The following is a 17,927-nucleotide window of genomic DNA, read 5'->3' on the forward strand; positions in this document are numbered from 1 at the left end:
GCTTATGCAAATCATCGTAAGTATTCAAAACCGCATTTATGAAATTCGGGGTGAACGTGTCATGCTTGACTTTGACCTTGCTGCTCTTTACGAAGTTCCAACCAAAGTGCTTAATCAGGCTGTAAAACGGAATGTCAAACGATTTCCCGCTGATTTTATGTTTCGCTTGACTGCTGCTGAATGGAAGACTATCCGGTCACAAATTGTGACTCCATCGGAAAGTGACGGAGTTTTGAGGTCACAAATTGTGACCGCATCCCAGAGTAAACGAAATACTACGGTTGCACCCTATGCTTTCACCGAACAAGGTGTTGCCATGCTAAGCGGCATCCTCAACAGCGATAAAGCTATTCAAATGAACATTGCCATTATGAGGGCATTTGTAGAAATCAGGAAAATATTACTGAAAGAAAATGACTTGAAAGAGCAGATGAAAGAAATCAAGGATCGAATAGGTGAACATGATGTTCAGCTCAATCAGATATATGATGCGATGGAAAATTTATTGGATGAGAAAGCTGCTGAACGGAAATGGGATGAAAGGGAAAGGATTGGCTTCAAGAGAAAATAGATAGTGATGAAATACTTTTTGCTCAACGGCTGCCGGATTGCAGCGGCACCGCAGCGTAGCGCAGGTACAGCGAAAAGTCAGACGCTTTGGTCTGACCGAGACCGCAAGCGTCTCGGCAGAGACTGGGTAAAATCAAGGATCAAAAGCCCACAGCCCGAACTCCCAAGTACAAATTCCCAGTCTCCAATTCCCCAAAGTTTCAGGCCCCCCAGCGTCCCGACCCAGCTACAAACTTCCCCACATCCATTCCCCAAACAGGCAATTTTTCCGCTTTTCGAACATTATCTATACTTTTTCGTATAGATTAATCTGTACTTTTGTGTATAGATAGTAATTGTTCAAGATTTTAGATAAACAGATTAAACAAAGCGAATCATGAGTGAGATGCTCAATACACTGGAGCAAACGGCCCTGAGTGAGTACAAATATGGTTGGGTAACCGACATTGAAGCCGACGAGGCGCCTCCCGGACTTAGTGAAGACATTGTGCGTTTCATCAGCGCCAAAAAGAAAGAGCCCGAATGGATGCTGGAATGGCGACTCAAAGCCTACCGTCATTGGTTAAAAATGACCGAGCCGGAGTGGGCCAATGTGAAGTACCCCAAGGTAGATTACAACTCCATTAAATACTATAGTGCCCCCAAACAGAAGAAAACCCTCAACAGCCTCGACGAAGTAGATCCTGAATTAAGGGCTACGTTTGAGAAACTGGGTATTTCTTTGGATGAGCAAAAGCGTTTGAGCAATGTGGCGGTGGATGCCGTGATCGATTCGGTTTCTATTGCGACGACATTTAAAAAAGAATTGGCTGAGCTCGGTATTATTTTCTGCAGCATGAGCGAAGCGGTTCAGGAACATCCGGAGCTGATCAAAAAATGGTTGGGTTCGGTGGTGCCGATGACCGATAATTATTTTTCTGCATTAAATAGTGCGGTGTTTAGCGATGGTAGTTTCTGCTACATTCCAAAAGGTGTAAAAAGCCCGATGGAGTTGAGTACTTACTTCCGAATCAACGCAGAAAACACCGGTCAATTTGAACGTACACTCATTGTTGCCGAAGAAGGCAGCTATGTAAGTTATCTCGAAGGTTGTACTGCTCCTATGCGTGATGAAAATCAATTGCACGCTGCGGTAGTGGAAATTGTTGCACTCGATAATGCAGAAGTTAAATATTCAACTGTACAAAACTGGTACCCCGGTGATAAAGATGGCAAGGGTGGTATCTACAACTTCGTAACCAAGCGTGGTATTTGTGCAGGTGTTAATTCAAAGATCAGCTGGACGCAGGTTGAAACCGGTTCTGCAGTTACATGGAAATATCCTTCTGTAATTTTAAAAGGCGATAACAGCCAGGGTGAATTTTATTCTGTTGCTGTTACCAACAATCATCAGCAGGCCGATACCGGTACCAAGATGATGCACATTGGTAAGAACACAAGAAGCCGAATTGTATCGAAAGGTATTTCTGCGGGCTTTAGTCAAAACTCTTATCGTGGTTTGGTGCAGGTTGGTAAAAATGCCACCAATGCAAGAAACTTTTCACAGTGTGATAGTTTGTTACTCGGTGACAAATGTGGTGCACACACCTTCCCATACATTGAAGTAAAGAACAGCACCGCACAGGTAGAGCATGAAGCCACTACTTCTAAAATTGGTGAAGACCAGATATTCTATTGCAACCAACGTGGTCTCGATACGGAAACGGCCGTTGCATTGATCATTAATGGTTTTGCTAAAGAAGTCATGAATCAATTACCAATGGAGTTTGCTGTGGAAGCACAGAAACTGTTGGCGATTTCATTAGAAGGAAGTGTAGGATAAACAAAATTTCAAATTCACAATTTTCAAAGTATATGTTATCAATCAAAAATTTACAGGCAAGGATTGAAGAGAAGGAAATCTTAAAAGGCATCAACCTCGATATTAAAGCAGGCGAAGTGCATGCGATCATGGGACCAAACGGAAGTGGTAAGTCTACATTGGCTTCTGTATTAGCTGGTCGTTCTGATTATGAAGTAACTGCCGGGAGTGTTGATTTCTTAGGTAAAGATCTGTTAGAGCTTTCTCCTGAAGATCGTGCACGTGAAGGTGTGTTTCTTGCGTTTCAATACCCGATTGAAATTCCTGGTGTAAGCACTACCAACTTTGTAAAGACAGCAGTGAATGAGATCCGCAAGTATCGTGGTGAAGAACCAATGGATGCAGTGGCTTTTTTGAAGTTGATGAAAGAAAGAATGAAGCTCGTGAATATTGATCAGGCTTTGTTAAGCCGTTCATTGAACGAAGGTTTCAGTGGTGGTGAAAAGAAACGTAATGAAATTTTTCAGATGGCGATGCTTGAACCAAAGCTGGCTATTCTGGATGAAACAGATAGTGGTTTGGATATTGACGCCCTGCGTATTGTAGCAGAAGGTGTAAACAAACTTAAATCAAAAGACAACGCTACATTGGTGATTACGCACTATCAGCGTTTGCTCGATTATATTGTTCCTGATTATGTACACATCCTCTATAAAGGACGCATCGTAAAAACAGGTGGTAAAGAATTGGCAGTCGAACTGGAAGAAAAAGGATACGATTTCATTAAAGAAGAATTGGGAGAAGAAGTAGAAGCGTAAACCCCCAACCCCTAAAGGGGAGTTCAGTAGCACTCTGATTAATAATGAAGTGTTTCTTGAACAAGGAATATGCGATGAAGAGTTACTACAATTGATAACTTATAAAATAAAGCCCGGCCTCCCTCTCTTTTAGGAGAGGGAACGAGGGTGAGGTCAAGATGTCAGAATTAAAAAGTTTAATACAGGATAAGCTCAGCAAAGAATCATTCAGCGGCAATGGTTCGTTAAAAGCATTGAGTCAAAGAGGATTGGAGCTCTTTAACGAGCAGGGTATCCCTACAGTAAAGCATGAGGAGTGGAAGTACACACGCATCAGTGCAGTGCTCAATAAAGATTTCTCTTATGCAGAAGGCGCTACGGCAATCACTGCAAAAGATGTGGATGAGTTTCGTTTGCCGGGCTATGAAGATGCGAATGAGTTGGTTTTTGTGAACGGGATTTATCACGCTGAACTTTCGAACATCCGTTCATCAGTTGATGAGTTGGTGATTATTCCCTTGAGCGAAGCAGTAAAAGGAGAATACAAATCGATCGTTGACAGCAATCTTGGTCACAGTGCCAACTACCATAAAGATGGTATCAACGCATTGAACAATGCATTTGCATATCAAGGTTTGTTTATTTCTGTAAAGAAAAATAAATCAGTAGAACATCCACTGTATTGCTATTATATCAACGATGCAAGAACAGAGAATGTGTTGTCGCAACCACGCACATTGATTCATGTGGCGGTGAATGCAGAAGTAAAGATCGTGGAGGAAGAAGTAACCATCGGCACAAGCGATTCTTTTATCAACAAGATATCTGAGATCGTTGTGGAAGAAAATGCACAGGTGCATTTATATAAAATTCAGAACGAAGACAGCCACAGCAGTTGTGTAAAAACAACGCATGTGCGCCAGGTAGGAGTGAGCAAGGTGAATTCGGTAACCATTACACTCAATGGTGGTGTTATCCGTAACAACCTCAACTTTATTTTAGAAGCGCCGGGTTGCGAAAGCAATATGTACGGTTTGTATTGTGTGAAGGGCGATACGCATGTTGATAATCACACCATCGTTGATAATAAGATGCCAAACAGTTTAAGTAATGAACTGTATAAAGGCATTATTGATGAAAATGCAACAGCCGTATTTAATGGTAAGATTTTTGTTCGTCAGGATGCACAAAAGACAAACGCCTATCAAAGCAATAAAAATATTTTATTGAGTGATACTGCAACAGTGAATACCAAACCACAGCTCGAGATTTTTGCTGATGATGTAAAATGTTCACATGGTTGTACCATTGGCCGTCTTGATGAAGATGCTTTGTTTTATTTGCAGGCAAGAGGTATTGGTGATAAGGCTGCAAAAGCTTTACTGCTCCATGCATTTGCCATTGAAATATTAGAGAAGATTGAACTGGAGCCGATCCGTCAATATGTTGATCAGATCATTTCTGAGCGTTTGGATTTTGAAATATAATTATCAGCGGTGACCCACCCAAATTAGAAATATATGTCAACAACAGCTTTACATATAGCATTTGATGTAGACCAGGTAAGAAGGCATTTCCCGATTTTGAATCGTGAAGTAAAGGGAAAGCCTTTGGTTTATTTTGATAATGCAGCTACTACACAGAAACCTGTGGAAGTGATTGATGCGTTAACAAGCTACTATCAATATTTTAATGCAAATATTCACCGCGGTATTCATTCGTTAGCTGAAGAAGCAACCGCTGCTTACGAAGCCACAAGAGATACGGTGCAGCAATTCATCAATGCCAAGCAGCGTGAAGAAATTATTTTCACACGTGGTGTTACCGAAAGCATCAACCTCGTTGCCTATACTTGGGCACGCACCAATCTCAAGGCAGGTGATGAGATCATCATCAGCGGCATGGAGCACCACAGCAATATTGTTCCCTGGCAATTGATCACTGAAATGACCGGTGCAACGTTGAAAGTAATTCCGGTTGATGATAACGGTGAATTGTTAATGGATGAATTTCACAAACTGCTGACTGAAAAAGTGAAGCTGGTTTCTGTGGTACATGCGTCCAATTCATTAGGGACCATCAACCCGGTAAAAGAAATCATTGATGCTGCCCATAAGGTTGGAGCCATCGTCATGCTCGATGGCGCACAATCAACTGTTCACTTAGATATCGATGTACAGGAACTCGATTGCGATTTTTTTGCCATCAGTTCACACAAAGTATATGGTCCCACAGGTATTGGTGTGTTGTATGGTAAAAGAGCTTTGCTCGAAGCCATGCCCCCGTTCATGGGTGGTGGAGAAATGATCAAGGATGTAACATTTGAAAAAACAACCTGGAACGAATTGCCTTACAAATTCGAAGCAGGTACACCCAATATTGCAGATACTGTTGCTTTAAAAGCAGCGATTGATTTTGTACAACGTATCGGCAAGAAACAGATCCGTATGCACGAAGAACAGCTTCTGCAATATGCAACAGAAGAATTACAAAGTATCAACGGTATACGTTTGATTGGTACAGCAAAACAGAAAGTGAGTGTTGCATCATTTGTGGTGGAAGGCGTTCATCCGCAGGACTTAGGTATTCTTTTGGATAATCAAGGTGTAGCTGTGCGTACAGGTCATCATTGTACACAACCTTTGATGAACCGTTTTGATATTCCCGGTACAACAAGAGCAAGTTTTGCGATGTACAATACCAAAGATGAAATTGATGTGATGATTGCGGGCTTACATAAAGCAATTAAGTTATTAAGATGAGCGAAGTAAAATCGATAGCAGAAATAGAAGAAGAGATTGTTGAGGATTTCTCCCTCTTCGATACATGGGATGAAAAGTATGAATACATCATCGACATGGGAAAGAAACTGAAGCCTTTGGAAGACGAACATAAGAAAGATGAGAATAAGATCAAGGGTTGTCAGAGCACAGTATGGATGGTGAGCGAATTGAAAGATGGCAAAGTGTTCTACCGTGCAGAAAGCGATGCAGTAATTGTGAAAGGTTTGGTGAGCATGCTCATTCGTGTATTGAGCGGACATGCACCAAGCGAGATCATTAACGCAAAGCTCGATTTTATTGATAAGATCGGTATGAAACAACACCTGGCACAAACCAGAAGCAATGGTTTGCTGAGCATGGTGAAACAAATGAAATTGGATGCAACAGTTTATTTAGCACAACAAGCAACTAAAAACTGATGAGTTTAAATAAAGACGATATCAAAGAAAGGATCATCGAGAAACTGCAAACGGTATTTGATCCGGAGTTGCCGGTGAATATCTATGATCTTGGATTGATCTATAAGATTGATGTGAATGATAAGGGGTATGCAAATATCACGATGACATTAACAGCGCCGAGTTGTCCGGCAGCACAATCATTACCCGTGGAAGTAGATCAAAAGACAAGAGAAGTAGAAGGTGTGACAGATGCAAATGTGATGATAACCTGGACACCCAAGTGGGAAAAGAGTATGATGAGCGAAGTGGCAGCATTAGAATTAGGATTTATGTAATGATTTGCTCCAGCCTTCAGGCAGGAGAATAAAATAATAGATTATGGCAATGATTTCTTTAGATAGTTTAATGGGCAACCAAGGTCCCAGCTATCCCGAACAAATAGCAGCACCTTACCGGAAAGAGTTGGTAGATGCAGGTTTTGAACAAATGATGAGCGTGGAAGATGTGGAGAACGTATTGAGCGGTAATCCTGGCAAAACAATATTGGTTGTATTGAACAGTGTATGCGGTTGTAGCGCAAGAGTTAGTAGACCGGGTGCATTGCTCAGCTTCTTTAATCATGTAGTGCCCGATGTAAAAGCAACACTGTTTGCAGGTATGGAAAAGGAAGCGGTTGTACATTTCCGTGAGAAATATCTCAGCGGTGTTACACCTTCCTCACCCAATGTACTGTTGTTGAAAGATGGTAAGGTATTGTTGCATTTACAGCGTCACCAGATCGAAACAACTGATGCAGGCACTATCGCTGATTCATTGATCACTGCTTACAATGAGCATTGTACAAAACAAACGACAGATGAAGAGCGTGAAGAGTTGAGAACTTATTTCAAAAATTTATACCAGGTAGATCCATTAGCAACACAAGCCTAAAACGATTGTATGAAAATTACTTCATCAGAAGAGTACGGTATCAGAATCCTCATCCGCATTGCATCGGCTAATCCCGTTGAAGGGTTGAGTATTCCCCAGTTGAGTGAAGCTGAAAAACTCACCGAGCCGCATGTCGCTAAGATCTGTCGCACCTTGCGTATGGAAGGTTTTATCAACAGCACACCCGGTTACAAAGGTGGTTATGTGTTGGCGAAACCTGCAGAGCTGATCATCATCAACGATGTGCTGAAAGCATTGGGTGGAACATTGTTCGATCAACAGTTTTGTGAAGCACATACAGGTCTTGGTCGCTTGTGTACCAACTCGGTTGATTGCAGTACCCGTTCATTATGGAAAATGATCCAGTACACACTCGATAATCTCCTGAATAAATTAACGCTGAAAGATCTGATGGTGAATGAAAAGGAAGTAGAGCTGAAGCTGGAAGCGATATTGCAGAGGAATGTTGAAGAATTAATGAAGTAAGAGTAGTTGAGGACTTATGAAAATGTTCTTCAAAATCTTTGTGGTAATTATTTTTATTGGTTGTAATTCAAAGCCAAAATCAAGATTTGAATTTTTAAAAGGAGTTTCTACTACTGTTAATAAGATGTGTCCTATACAGGTTGATAGTATTATGAGGCTTGAGAATACTCTCGCTTTACCTCCCTCAACTTTTCGATATAATTTTACTCTAAAGTACGACACTGTAAAATATGATATTCGTGAATTTGAAAAGTCATTACGTATGACGACTTTAAATATGGCTAAAACTAATCCTGACGGGAAAATGTTTAGAGATATGAATGCAACTCTCGAATATAATTTTAGCGATACCTTAGGTAACTATTTGTTTAGGATGGTATTTAAACCAGAAGAGTATAAATAGACTGGAGAGTTCTTATATCTTCCAATCCACTATCTCATTCACCCATTCTTTCTTCTCCGGCGCAGTGATCTTAATATAGTTATCGGTATAACCTTCCATCATGCCGTTCTTGCTATGTCCTTCAAACAATACCGGTCTTGTTTCTCCTGCATGTTGCTGGGTGAAGTATTGCATCTTCATGTAAGAAAGATTGCGGAGTGTTTTATTACGTTCATAACGTACGGTCATCGGCACAACAGGCCCAAGCGTTAAGGCATGTGTGTTGTCACGTTCAGAATAAGTGAATACATGCAGGTAAGAGATATCGAGTGCATGTAAGAAGTCGAATGTTTCCTGAAAGAGTTCATCCGTTTCGCCGGGGAAACCAACGATCACATCTACACCAATACAGCAATACGGCATCAGTTCTTTAATGAGTGCCACACGTTCAGCATACAATTCACGTTTGTAGCGGCGACGCATCATACCCAACACCGCATTACTTCCACTCTGTAAGGGAATATGAAAATGCGGCATAAACTTTTTACTTCTGCTTACAAATTCAATGATCTCATTGGTGAGCAGGTTTGGCTCAATCGAAGAGATGCGGTAACGTTCGATACCTTCCACTTCATCTAACTGCTGAATGAGATCAAAGAAATTTTCTTCACGGTTATAAATTGAAGGCGAACCATTACCATCGGCACCTTTACCAAAATCACCAAGGTTCACACCCGTCAACACAATTTCTTTACTGCCACCTGCTGCAATTTCTTTTGCATTGGCAATCACATTCGCCACATTATCACTTCTGCTTTTACCACGTGCCTGCGGAATGGTGCAGAACGAACAGGTATAATCGCAACCGTCCTGTACTTTTAAAAATGTACGTGTACGGTCGTTGATGGAATAGGATGCATTGAAACCACTCACTTCTTCAATTTCGCAACTGCTGATCTTTGCACTATCGCCTTTCGCCAGTTCACGGATGTGCGAAGCAATGTTGAATTTTTCTGCAGCACCCAACACCAGATCAACACCGGGTATCTCTGCAATTTCTTTTGGTTTCAATTGAGCATAGCAACCGGTGATCACCACTAAACTTTCCGGTGACTTGCGTTGGATGCGACGCACCAGCTGCCTGCATTCTTTATCGGCATTATCAGTAACAGAACAGGTATTGATCACATACACATCGGCCAGGTCTTCAAACTCTTTCTTCTCAAAACCTTCATTCTCCAGCTGTCGGCTGAGTGTGGAAGTTTCGGAGTAGTTGAGTTTACAACCGAGTGTGTGAAATGCGACTGATTTTGCTGCTGCCATAAAGGGCAGCAAAGGTAAGAAAGAACGGAGAAAGACGAGTAAAGAAGAGTGTGGATAGATTTATATGGTTGCCAACCTTTTAAAGGTTGGCAACCATTGGCCAACCCCTTATTTTTGCCCCCTTCTTTTCTATGGACAACCGCAATACCAAAACATATTTACTCTTTCAGCCGAAACATCTGTTTACTAAACGACCGATGCTGGAAATCAGGCAACTGATCAAGACGCCGTCCGGAGTTACTCCTGGTGAACAACCGCTGAACCGTGCACAGCTAAAAGTTTTCTTTCCCAACTTAACCGATGAAGGAATGAAAACTTTGCTGAGTTTTTCAAAATGGGAATGGCAGAAAACAGAAGCTGATATTGTCGGTCAATCGCAATACATCAAAGATGAGAGAGAACGATCGATGATGCAGAAAAAAGCGATGACACGTAAACTGCAATCAATGATGAGTGCAGTGCGGCAATTGCAGGGTGTTGAGTTTTATCATCCCGCAGCACAAACGGTGAAATGTGTTTTTTATTCATACCCAGTCGAACTCGCTTTTCATGCAACAGCAGAAGAGGATCGCTATCATCTTGAAGTATATGTGGTGAAAGGAAAAGAACGCATGCCGTTGACTGAATTCAAACGTTATCATTTTTTAGTAGAAACAGAATCCTGTTATTATCAACTCACTTCAAAAAGTCATGATGCCATTGAATGGTTACAGCAACAGGATGCAACAACGTGGACGACGAATGATCCTGCTGCATTTGAACAGGTACTCAATAAACTAAGAGAGTGGGAATTGAAAGTGGATGCATCGGTGATTGCAAAAGGTGAAGAGCTGATTGCAGAACCGCAGCCGCAAGTAATGCTAAGCGAACTCAATAATACATTCTTAAAACTCGAACCACGTTTTGTGTATGACGGTTACGTGGTGGATGGTCCGTTTGAAGAAATAACAAAACAACAATCGGCTGATAAAGTTATTTCGATTGTTCGTCATAAACAGAAAGAAGAAGAGTTGGTGGAGTTTCTTCGTTCGCTGCATGAAAAGTTTGCGAATCAAAGCAATGGATTTTTCTATCTCAATTTTGCCGAGGCGCAAAAGAAAGGTTGGTTTCTGAAAGTATATCACAAGTTGCTTGAGATGAATATCGATTTGCTCGGTATTGATCTGATGAAGCATTTCCGTTACTCGCCGCATATTGCAGAAACAGTCATCAGTAAACAGGAAGTGGAAGGCAACTGGATCGTTGTTTCAATGACGGTGCAGTTTGGAAAAGAAGCCATACCATTAAACTACCTGCAGAAAAGTTTAATGAACGGACAGAAAGCCGTGATGTTGAAAGACGGAAGTTTGGGTGTGTTGGGTGAAGAATGGTTGAAGCAATACGGCATGATGATCCGCCATGGTAAAGTGCGCAAAGTAGAATTGCTGGTACCGAAGTGGTTACTGATGAGTGAAGCAACAGGTGAAACAAATGCGGACGCATCCATTAAAACAGACATCAGTGCAACCTGGTACAGTAAATGGAAACAATGGGAAAAGCAGGAAGATGCATTGTATGCATTGCCCAAAGGATTAACCGTTGAACAATTACGACCGTATCAGCAAAAAGGGTATGAGTGGTTACGTTTGTTATCGGAGATCGGTGGCAGCGGTTGCCTTGCTGATGATATGGGTTTGGGTAAAACATTACAAACGATCACATTTCTCTTACATAAAATTGAAGAGCAACCAACCGATCAGCATCTGGTTGTTGCTCCTGCAAGTTTGTTATACAATTGGCAAAAGGAATTGGAAAAATTTGCGCCCGATGTAAAGGCTGTTGTGTTTCATGGTGCAGGAAGAGATGAAGAAGAATTGAAAGATGAAAGTAACCGCATCATTATTACCAGCTATGGAACGTTGCGGCAGGATGTTGAACTGCTGCAAACCATTCCGTGGAATACAGTGGTGGTGGATGAAAGTCAGAATATCAAAAATCCATCTGCACAAATAACAAAAGCAACCTGGCAACTTGTTGCAAAAACAAAAATTGCATTGAGTGGTACGCCAGTGATGAATGGTACTGGCGATCTTTTCAGCCAGATGCATTTTCTGTTGCCGGGCTTATTGGGCAGTAATGAATTTTTCAGAAGAGAATATGCAATACCAATCGAACAAAAAGGCGATGCTGAAAAAGCAGCTGCTTTGCAGAAACTGATTCGTCCGTTTGTATTGCGCCGTACAAAAGAACAGGCAGCGCCCGATCTGCCTGCAAAAACAGAATCGATCCTTTGGTGCGAAATGGAAGCCGATCAGCGTGCTGCATATGAAAGCATCAAGGAAAATGTACGTGGCAATATCTTAATGGACATCAGCGAAAATGGATTGAACAAAGGCAAAATGAGTGTGCTGGCAGGATTAACAAAACTGCGGCAGATCTGCAACAGTTGCGAACTGGTGAATGATGAAGATGTGTTTGCGTACGACAGTATTAAAACCAAAGTGCTCATTGATGAATTGAAGACGATCATTCCGCAACACCGTGCATTGGTGTTCAGTCAATTTACTTCTATGCTCGATTTGCTGGAACGTGATCTGCAGAAAGAAGGCATCAAATACATTCGCTTAGATGGACAAACGAAAATTTCCGAACGGCAGGAATTGGTTTCAGAATTTCAAAACGATGAAAGTGATGTGGCTGTGTTCCTGTTGAGTTTGAAAGCAGGTAATGCCGGTCTTACATTAACCGCTGCAGATTATGTATTCCTCTTTGATCCATGGTGGAATACAGCGGTAGAAAACCAGGCGATTGATCGTACACATCGTATCGGTCAGCAATCGCAGGTGTTTGCTTATCGTATGATCTGTAAAGACAGTATTGAAGAAAAGATCATGAAGATGGCAGCAGGTAAAAAGAAATTAGCCGAAGATCTGATAACAGCTGAAGAAGGGTTTGTAAAAAGTTTAACGCTGGATGATATAAAGTATTTGTTGGAGTAATTGTCTGAACCATGATTGATAGGATTTTTAGGATGCTGAAGATTTCTATTTGAATTCTTTTTTTAATCTTGTCAATCAATGTAATCTGGATCATACATTTTGCAAAGCAGTTGATCAGGGCGTTATCCCCTCCCGGGAGGGGTTGGGGTGGGTTTCATCAAAAAACAATATTATTGTACAGCAAATACAAAAATGAAAAAATCACTTCCTTATCTCTTCCTCATCATATTACTGCTGGCAGCAGTCATGATCCGTCGTTGCAACAACACAGACAATGCAAGCGACAATCAAAAAACAAAAAACCGCACAGAAGATACCAAACGTGAAGAGGCGAAAACGGATAATCAGAAATCAAATCTTGATGTGTTTCGTGATCCGTCATCAGAGTTCTATTTCACGAAGCATGCCCGCTGTCGCATGAAATGTCGCCACATCACACAGGAAGAAGTAAAAGAAATTGTGCGGAAAGCAGAAGTGAATTACAAGAAGAGTGAATTGGATGCGGCGCAAGGTCCTAAGTATGCGTTGGAAGGAATTACATCAAGAGATAATCAACATGTACGTATCATTGTTGCACCGAAGCAGCGGCATTTGACAATTGTAACAGTGATCGATCTGGAAGAAGAATGGGATTGCCCGAGTTGTAAGTAATGAGCTGTCATCCCGACGAAGGAGGGATCTGACGATCATTGTACATAGTCAAACAGATGTCTCCTTCGTCGACATGACAGATTCTGAATATGAAATTATTACTCAAACCACTACAAGTCATCTACGTCATTTACGCCATCATCCTTTTTTTGGTCATGATGGTGATTGTAATACCATTTGTACTCATTGCATCTTTGTTTGGAAAGATCAAAGGCGGTAATGCCGTGATGCGTATTGTACATTGGTGGGCAGATGTATGGTTGTTCATGATTGGCATCTTTCATATCCGCATCGTTGAAGAAGAAATAAAACAACATCAGCCCTACATTTTTGTAAGCAATCATAACTCGTACATGGATATACCGCAGATGCTGAAAGCCATTCGCAGTCCATTGCGCATTTTAGGAAAAGCAGAAACAGGCAAGATACCGCTCTTCGGAATTATTTATAATGCAGCAGTTGTGACTGTATTACGTGGAAGTGCGCAGAACAGGGCAAAAAGTGTAAAGACATTGAAGAGTGTGTTGAGCCATGAGATATCGATCTATATTGCTCCTGAAGGAACATTTAATATGACGGACAAACCATTGATCGATTTTTATGATGGTGCTTTTCGACTGGCAATTGAGACGGAAACACCCATTAAGCCGATGTTGTTTTTAGATTCAGTTGATCGTTTACACTGGAGCAGCGTTTTTTCATTGACACCGGGTAAATTAAGAACTGTTTACCTGGAAGAAATTTCCCCTGAAGGTTATAGTCCATTTGAGGTAGATCAACTGAAGCAAAAAGTTTATGATTTAATGGAAGCCAAACTGAAAGAATATAAAGCGAGTTGGATAGCGAGTGGTGAATAGGGAATAGTGAGTAGGCCATTCAGCACTTCGATAATTTTACAGTTACATTCAGGCATACTCTTTAAATTGCATATTCACTATTCACTATTGACCATTCACCCGTGTACGCCGAAATTATCATACCACTTGCTCTTCCAAAAAATTATACCTGGAGCATTCCTGAGCGTTTGCAGGAACAGGTGCGTGTGGGCGTTAGAGTGGAAGTGGAGCTGCGGAAGAAACGATATGCCGGTGTCATCAAAACTATTCATAACAATAAGCCTGCAGCGTTTGATCCGAAATATATTTTGAATGTGCTCGATGTAGAACCCATCATTCATGAAGAACAGTTGAAGTTGTGGCAATGGATTGCAGATTACTATTTATGTACCGAAGGTGAAGTGATGGCCGCAGCTTTACCTGCGCATTTTAAACTCAGCAGTGAGACCATTCTTGTTTATAATGATGAGATCGGTGAAGATTTTTCTACTCTTGATCATGATGAATACTTAGTGGCAGAAGCTTTGCTTATTCGAAAAGAATTGAAGTTGCCCGAAGTGCAATTGATACTTGATACATCGCATGTATATCCCGTGGTGAAACGGTTGATCGAAAAGCGGGTTTGTTTTGTGTGGGAATCGTTGAAGGAAACTTACTCGGCTAAGAAAGAAACATTCGTCTTACTCAATCCGCAATACGATAATGAAGAGCAGTTGAGTGAATTGCTCAACAACTGGAGCCGTGCACCCAAACAAATGGAATTGTTATTAAGCTATCTGCACCTTATGAAAACGGAAGGTGAAGTGAGTAAAACTGCCTTGTTGAAAAAAAGCAGTGCAAGTGATGCGCAATTGAAAGGATTGGTCGAAAAGAATATTTTATTTTTGGAAAAACGTGCTGTTGATCGTTTGCAGAACCTGCCGAGAAATGTATCAATCGATTTCGAATTAACCACTGCACAGCAAGCAGCATTGGATGAAATACGCACATCTTTTGAAGCAAAACATGTTTGTCTGCTTCATGGTGTAACCGGCAGTGGTAAAACATTACTCTACATTAAACTCATTGAAGAGTATATCAAAAAAGGAAAGCAGGTATTGTACCTGTTGCCTGAGATCGCATTGACTGCACAGATCATTCGTCGATTGCAAAAACATTTCGGTGGCTATATTGGAATCTATCACAGCAAGTTTAACCAGAACGAACGCATTGAAATCTGGAACAAGATCAAGAGCGGTGAAATGAAAGTGGTGTTGGGTGCAAGAAGTTCTTTGTTTCTTCCCTTTGCAGATTTGGGTTTAGTTGTTTGTGACGAAGAGCACGACAGCAGTTACAAACAACAGCAACCTGCTCCACGTTACAACTCACGTGACGCTGCCGTTTATTATGCAACGGTGTTTGGTGCCAAAGTATTACTGGGCAGCGGTACACCTTCCATTGAAACTTATTACAACACGCAAACAGAAAAATACAGCTTAGTTGAATTGAATGAGCGTTACGGAGAAGGTGAATTACCTGTCATCGAATTGATCGATACCAAACCACTCTTCAAACAAACGAAAGAAAAAGTGATGATTGCACCGGTGCTGCAAAAAGCCATCGAAGAATCATTGCAACAAAATAAACAAGTCATACTTTTTCAAAACAGGAGAGGCTACACTCCTCACCAGGTTTGTAAAGCCTGCGGCTGGATTCCGCATTGCCGTTATTGCGATGTGAGTTTAACCTTTCATAAATTCAAAAACAAACTACAATGTCATTACTGCGGAACGGTGTATCCAACTGCGGTTACATGCGAAGCCTGCGGCAGTCATGATTTTATGCAGTTGAATTTCGGCACAGAGAAAGTGGAAGAACAATTGCAGGAACTGATTCCGCATGCAAAGATTGCACGGATGGATTATGATACGGTGAGTGGCAAAACAGCACATGATCAGTTGATCCAGAATTTCGAACAGCATCGCATTGATGTATTGGTAGGCACACAAATGGTGGTGAAGGGTTTGGATTTTGAACATGTGAATCTTGTGGGCATACTTGATGCAGACAGTTTATTAAGCTTCGCTGATTTTCGTGTAAACGAACGTGGCTTTCAGTTGATGGAGCAGGTGAGTGGTCGTGCCGGGCGCAAAGATGCACATGGCAAAGTGTTGATACAGGTAGCCAACACGAATCACCCGGTGTTGAAGTTTGTAAAGGCGCATGATTACAAATCGTTTTATGCAGAAGAGATACAAGGCAGGCGACAGTTTTTTTATCCGCCGTTTTCACGCATCATTCAACTGACATTTAAGCATAAGCAAAAAGAAGTGGTGGAAGCTGCTGCACAACTGGTGGCAGAAAATATGAAACCACTGTTTGCAAATTATATGGTTGGTCCTGCAGAGCCGGTGGTGAACCGCATCCGCAATCAATACATCATGGAGCTGATTTTTAAATTGCCGAAGGATGCACAGCTGATGCATCAATGCAAAGAAATGATCTTAGCACAGGAAGTTCATTTGCATAACCATCCGGGCTTTAAAAGTGTGGTGGTGATACCGGATGTAGATAAGATATGATAGCTGATTATTTCTGAGCAGTATTCAAATAATCAATTGGGTTCAAATAAAACATCTTCTTCCATCCCTGAATTGAATTATCCTTTCGCCATGGCAATGGAATAATTGAACGAATGGTATAATGCAGATGCGGCGCCTTACCAGCAGCATTACCCGTTGTTCCAACAGTGCCAATTACTTCTCTGCGATTTGTCCATGCAAATGTGGATGTTTTGATCTCTCTCAGATGAGCATAGTAATGCAATCTCCATTTTGGACCAAGTATCAATACAACGTTTCCACCTTTTTTAATTTTACCTGTATAAAGCACTAATCCTCCCGTTGAAGAAACGACATCTGTTCCTTCTTTCGAAAATATATCTACGCCTTTATGTGTCACTGAAGTTCCCCATGGATAAGCCCAGAATGATTGTTGATGATAGCTTTGTCTCGTGGATCCTTTAACTGGTGAGATAAAGTGTTGTGGCAGCAGAAATCCCAATGCAATGAGGAGAAGTAGGCCAACTGCAAGTCGTTTAAAATATTTCATGTGTTCACAAAACGGCCCTAGCTGGAAGATATTTTTTTGACACACTTATTTTACAATGCTTTTGCATTTAGCAATTCGGAATTGCCGCAAAAAGCAAATCCCCCCGTTTTAGCGGAGGGACGTGCAGGAATTTTGTTCCATCAATTCGGTAAATGTGTCTCTTGTTTACGTTTTTAATAGGGTTGATGGATCATCGGTTTTAAGGATACGAATTCATTTTAGTTTTCAAAGGATTTAAATTTCTGTCAGTTCTTAATAGAGTACGGATTTTTTCTATTGGTATTGGATTATTAATTTCTGATGTAAATCTCTGAATAGTTTTTTATAGTTGCCCGGGTACATTTGACCGATTTTTTTGCGGAAAATCTCATCGTGGTTTTACGACATATTATTTTTATTAATCAAGCCTCCACCAGCTAACAGCAATAAAAAATCCCTCTTACAAAGAGGGATCTGAAAATCGTATTCGTTCTGTATAGCTTAGTAACGTCGGCCACCGCCTCCGCCACCACTATAACCACCGCCACCGCCGCCATAGCCTCCGCCACCACCTGGACGTCCGCCACCATAACCACCACCGCCGCCTGGTCTGCCACCACCATAGCCGCCTCCACCTCTGTTTCCACCACCGCCACCTGGGCGATCTTCTGCCTGCTTCACCACTAATGGTTTTCTGCTGCGTCCGAGTGTAATATCATTGAGCAATTCAATTGCATCTTTACCATCTTGTTCTTCCTGCATGGTTACAAAACCAAAGCCACGGCTTTTTCCGGTTTCACGATCGATCGAAACTTTAGCTGAAACCACTTTGCCAAACTTTTCGAAAATTTCTTCCAATTCGGCATCGTCTACATCATAGGGTAAGCCGGCTACAAATAAATTCATTGTTTTAATTTTTG

Annotated in this window: 17 protein-coding genes; 14 read left to right on the top strand and 3 right to left on the bottom strand. The window is 41.4% G+C overall.

The annotated features are described in order from the left end of the window. The first annotated feature begins 4 nt into the window (after positions 1 to 4). The 10 genes from H4075_RS04720 to H4075_RS04765 all read left to right on the top strand — a co-directional run bounded on the left by H4075_RS04720 (position 5) and on the right by H4075_RS04765 (position 8,171). A complete protein-coding gene (locus tag H4075_RS04720; protein ID WP_182804632.1) occupies positions 5 to 571 on the top strand; it encodes an ORF6N domain-containing protein in 567 nt (188 codons plus the stop codon). Between the two features lie 375 nt (positions 572 to 946). Beyond that, a complete protein-coding gene (gene sufB, locus H4075_RS04725; protein WP_182804633.1) occupies positions 947 to 2,392 on the top strand; it encodes a Fe-S cluster assembly protein SufB in 1,446 nt (481 codons plus the stop codon). A 32-nt stretch (positions 2,393 to 2,424) separates the two neighbouring features. After that, on the top strand, positions 2,425 to 3,189 hold the full coding sequence (gene sufC / locus H4075_RS04730; RefSeq protein ID WP_182804635.1) for a Fe-S cluster assembly ATPase SufC: 765 nt from the start codon (positions 2,425 to 2,427) through the stop codon (positions 3,187 to 3,189). Positions 3,190 to 3,347: 158 nt separating this feature from the next. Beyond that, positions 3,348 to 4,655, top strand: a complete 1,308-nt coding sequence (gene sufD, locus H4075_RS04735; RefSeq protein ID WP_182804637.1) for a Fe-S cluster assembly protein SufD — start codon at positions 3,348 to 3,350, stop codon at positions 4,653 to 4,655. A 33-nt stretch (positions 4,656 to 4,688) separates the two neighbouring features. After that, positions 4,689 to 5,930 (top strand): cysteine desulfurase, encoded by a 1,242-nt coding sequence (locus tag H4075_RS04740; RefSeq protein ID WP_182804639.1) that lies wholly within the window; start codon positions 4,689 to 4,691, stop codon positions 5,928 to 5,930. Further along, positions 5,927 to 6,370, top strand: coding sequence for a SufE family protein (locus H4075_RS04745; protein ID WP_182804641.1), 444 nt, complete (start codon positions 5,927 to 5,929; stop codon positions 6,368 to 6,370). The genes H4075_RS04740 and H4075_RS04745 overlap by 4 nt, the downstream gene beginning before the upstream one ends. After that, positions 6,370 to 6,687: a DUF59 domain-containing protein gene (locus H4075_RS04750; protein ID WP_182804642.1), complete on the top strand. Its 318-nt coding sequence runs from the start codon at positions 6,370 to 6,372 to the stop codon at positions 6,685 to 6,687. Before H4075_RS04745 ends, H4075_RS04750 begins: the two co-directional genes overlap by 1 nt. 43 nt (positions 6,688 to 6,730) lie before the next feature. Further along, positions 6,731 to 7,282 carry a BrxA/BrxB family bacilliredoxin gene (locus tag H4075_RS04755; protein ID WP_182804644.1) on the top strand — a complete coding sequence of 184 codons (552 nt, stop codon included), beginning with the start codon at positions 6,731 to 6,733 and terminating at the stop codon, positions 7,280 to 7,282. A gap of 9 nt (positions 7,283 to 7,291) precedes the next feature. After that, a complete protein-coding gene (locus H4075_RS04760) occupies positions 7,292 to 7,768 on the top strand; it encodes an RrF2 family transcriptional regulator (protein ID WP_182804646.1) in 477 nt (158 codons plus the stop codon). Positions 7,769 to 7,784: 16 nt separating this feature from the next. After that, entirely contained in the window at positions 7,785 to 8,171 is a 387-nt protein-coding gene (locus H4075_RS04765; protein ID WP_182804648.1) for a hypothetical protein, read from the top strand. Between the two features lie 12 nt (positions 8,172 to 8,183). On the opposite strand, the gene mtaB is transcribed toward H4075_RS04765, so the two are convergent. Continuing rightward, positions 8,184 to 9,473 (bottom strand): tRNA (N(6)-L-threonylcarbamoyladenosine(37)-C(2))-methylthiotransferase MtaB, encoded by a 1,290-nt coding sequence (mtaB, locus tag H4075_RS04770; RefSeq protein ID WP_182804650.1) that lies wholly within the window; start codon positions 9,471 to 9,473, stop codon positions 8,184 to 8,186. A 197-nt stretch (positions 9,474 to 9,670) separates the two neighbouring features. On the opposite strand from mtaB, the gene H4075_RS04775 reads away from it, so the two are divergent. The 4 genes from H4075_RS04775 to priA all read left to right on the top strand — a co-directional run bounded on the left by H4075_RS04775 (position 9,671) and on the right by priA (position 16,499). Continuing rightward, on the top strand, positions 9,671 to 12,451 hold the full coding sequence (locus H4075_RS04775; RefSeq protein ID WP_182804652.1) for a DEAD/DEAH box helicase: 2,781 nt from the start codon (positions 9,671 to 9,673) through the stop codon (positions 12,449 to 12,451). A 192-nt stretch (positions 12,452 to 12,643) separates the two neighbouring features. After that, positions 12,644 to 13,102 carry a DUF4258 domain-containing protein gene (locus H4075_RS04780; protein ID WP_182804653.1) on the top strand — a complete coding sequence of 153 codons (459 nt, stop codon included), beginning with the start codon at positions 12,644 to 12,646 and terminating at the stop codon, positions 13,100 to 13,102. An 89-nt stretch (positions 13,103 to 13,191) separates the two neighbouring features. Beyond that, positions 13,192 to 13,959 carry a lysophospholipid acyltransferase family protein gene (locus H4075_RS04785; RefSeq protein ID WP_182804655.1) on the top strand — a complete coding sequence of 256 codons (768 nt, stop codon included), beginning with the start codon at positions 13,192 to 13,194 and terminating at the stop codon, positions 13,957 to 13,959. 101 nt (positions 13,960 to 14,060) lie between these two features. Further along, positions 14,061 to 16,499: a replication restart helicase PriA gene (gene priA, locus H4075_RS04790; protein WP_255460332.1), complete on the top strand. Its 2,439-nt coding sequence runs from the start codon at positions 14,061 to 14,063 to the stop codon at positions 16,497 to 16,499. A gap of 7 nt (positions 16,500 to 16,506) precedes the next feature. Here priA and H4075_RS04795 read toward each other — a convergent pair whose 3' ends face one another. After that, entirely contained in the window at positions 16,507 to 17,028 is a 522-nt protein-coding gene (locus H4075_RS04795) for a M23 family metallopeptidase (RefSeq protein ID WP_182804657.1), read from the bottom strand. A 480-nt stretch (positions 17,029 to 17,508) separates the two neighbouring features. Next, entirely contained in the window at positions 17,509 to 17,913 is a 405-nt protein-coding gene (locus tag H4075_RS04800; RefSeq protein ID WP_182804659.1) for an RNA recognition motif domain-containing protein, read from the bottom strand. Between the last annotated feature and the right edge of the window lie 14 nt (positions 17,914 to 17,927).

This window comes from Lacibacter sediminis (genome assembly GCF_014168535.1).
GTDB classification, from domain to species: domain Bacteria; phylum Bacteroidota; class Bacteroidia; order Chitinophagales; family Chitinophagaceae; genus Lacibacter; species Lacibacter sediminis.